The organism is Zunongwangia pacifica, from assembly GCF_023499215.1.
Taxonomy (GTDB): domain Bacteria; phylum Bacteroidota; class Bacteroidia; order Flavobacteriales; family Flavobacteriaceae; genus Zunongwangia; species Zunongwangia pacifica.
In genome coordinates this window covers 1-2,211 of the sequence record NZ_JAKHSK010000087.1, presented here as the reverse complement: position 1 = coordinate 2,211, position 2,211 = coordinate 1, and the positions used below count along the sequence as shown (strand labels likewise).

2 protein-coding genes are annotated in these 2,211 nt (G+C 43.3%); one reads left to right on the top strand and one right to left on the bottom strand.

All coding sequences use genetic code 11. The features are described 5' to 3' along the window. Positions 1-145 precede the first annotated feature (145 nt). Positions 146-1,321: an IS91 family transposase gene (locus tag L1967_RS22140; RefSeq protein ID WP_420856435.1), complete on the top strand. Its 1,176-nt coding sequence runs from the start codon at positions 146-148 to the stop codon at positions 1,319-1,321. A gap of 280 nt (positions 1,322-1,601) precedes the next feature. Here L1967_RS22140 and L1967_RS22135 read toward each other — a convergent pair whose 3' ends face one another. Further along, positions 1,602-2,060 carry a hypothetical protein gene (locus L1967_RS22135; RefSeq protein WP_249603662.1) on the bottom strand — a complete coding sequence of 153 codons (459 nt, stop codon included), beginning with the start codon at positions 2,058-2,060 and terminating at the stop codon, positions 1,602-1,604. Positions 2,061-2,211: the final 151 nt, after the last annotated feature.

Below are 2,211 nucleotides of genomic sequence, written 5' to 3'. Positions count from 1 at the left end.
TTTTGGAAATGGGCCTGGATATTATCAGTGTCAAAGATTTACTGGGACACGCAGATATCCAAACTACGCTCACCTACCTACACGTGGCACAACTAGGTAGACAGAAGCCGTTCAGTCCGCTGGACCGGCTCTACAAGGAGTAGTCTTGAAACCTGCTACTTATGAGGTGGCCCAGGTACTGGAAAGAAACACAGCATCTTTATCCAACTATTGTTATAACAGCTGGCAACTAAGAACCCTTCACGCCTTGCGCAAATGCCGTACTGCTGCCCTGGGGGGGCATATCGATCGCTGTAACCATCCTTCCTGCCACAGGCTCCATCTTAGTTACAATAGTTGCCGCAACCGCCATTGTTCCAAGTGCCAGGGACATAAAAAAGAGCAGTGGATCCGGGCACGGGAAGAAGAACTCCTAAACGTGCCTTACTTCCACGTGGTATTCACATTGCCATCAGCCCTCCACCGGCTATGCCTGTATGAACCTAAAAAAATGTACGGGCTACTGTTTAAAACGGCATGGGAGGTAATCAAGGACTTTGCCTCCAACCCTAAATTTTTGGGTGCCAAACCAGGGATGATCGCCATCCTGCACACCTGGGGCCAGAACCTTTCTTTGCACCCGCACCTGCACTGTATTGTTCCCGGGGGTGGTATTACTAAAAACGGCAAATGGAGATCTGCAAAAAGCAACGGCAAACCGGGCTACCGCAGGGCACGCTACCTGTTCCCGGTCAAGGCTATGAGCACCGTTTTTAGAGCTCGTTTTGTGGCTTCCCTTCGCAAGGAACTTCCACCACAATCCAGGGACTTCTATGAAAGCCTGTTCAAACACCACTGGGTAGTTTACTGCAAGCGTCCATTTTTAGGCCCCGTACAGGTGGTGGAATACCTTGGCCGTTATACCCACAAGATCGCCATCAGTAACCACCGGATAAAAAACCTGGATAATAAAGGCGTTACTTTTTCTGTCAAAGATTACCGTCACGGGGGAAGGAAATCTCTGTTAGGTTTATCCGATCCAGAATTCATCAGGCGGTTCGCACTTCACGTACTTCCCAAAGGTTTTGTTCGCATCCGCCATTATGGAATCTTGAGTTCCTATCACAAAAAAATCAGCCTTCCGGCCCTTCAGGCGATCCTGGGGTCTGTACAGCTGAAGGAAAAAGAGCCTTTACAGCACAGGGTGTGCCCGGATTGTAAGAAAGGAAAGCTCATTACCATTGCCACCTTTACGGCACGTGGCCCACCAGAGCACTGGCTGGAAAAATTAAAAAGACAAACAAATAGAGACCAGAAGAAAAACAGCTCCCCAAAAGCGTAAGGGGCGAACTATGGCTTAAAACGATCAAAATGACACTCAATCCTGTAAGTACCAGTGAAGGAACATAGTAAAAAGCAGTTGCACTTTAGGTCAATAACCAAAAGCCGATATCTTGCATAGAGACAAGATTTACTATCCGACAAATACTACCTCCTAAAAATAGACTAATCCCCATATATGGCTAACCGGCAAAGTCCCGATAGCCATCGGGACGGTTTAGTCAACAGTGCGTTCATGTTCGGCCGTTCCGGCCACACGAACGCTTAGTTATTGTGTGTAGTTATTTTTTCGGTTCAATAACTTTTGGCAGAACACGAGTATAACATCTAACATTTACTTTCCGATTTTTATAAGTCGATTTAGTCAGATTTAATTCCGTAACAGCTTTTTTAATGCCTTTTTCAAATTCAGGTGCACTTGGATATCCTTTAGTAGCAATATCATACACGTTTCCTTTTTTATCAACCGTAAACCAAACATACATTTCACCAGAATATTCATAGTCTTTTTCAATCAGAGTCAAAATTTGGTCACGTAAACCTTTTTCCAAACATTGCGTTCTTTCTTTTTCATCCGAAATTCTGTCGCAATCACTTTCGAAAGGTGTTTTGTCAACCATTGTAAAGTGAACGGTTTTTCCGTTTTTCTTTTTTACAAGTTTTAAGTCAGATTGAGAATGGATTATCGAGATATTTAAAATTCCAATAATAAAAGTCAAATAAATTAATTTCAATTTCATCGTAGTTTCAGGTTTTCTTTAATTACACACAACGTTTGCGGTAAGTGTAGTAGCACTAATTAAAGCGCAAAAGCCTACCTGTTTCCAATTAATTTTAATGAATATAACAATATTTCATGAAACCCATACAGCTATTACATTTACCGCTTGT

What these genes read in the sequence shown, in the direction of transcription:
- L1967_RS22135 (WP_249603662.1), bottom strand. Translation starts at nt 2,060, where the DNA reads ATGAAATTGAAATTAATTTATTTGACTTTTATTATTGGAATTTTAAAT.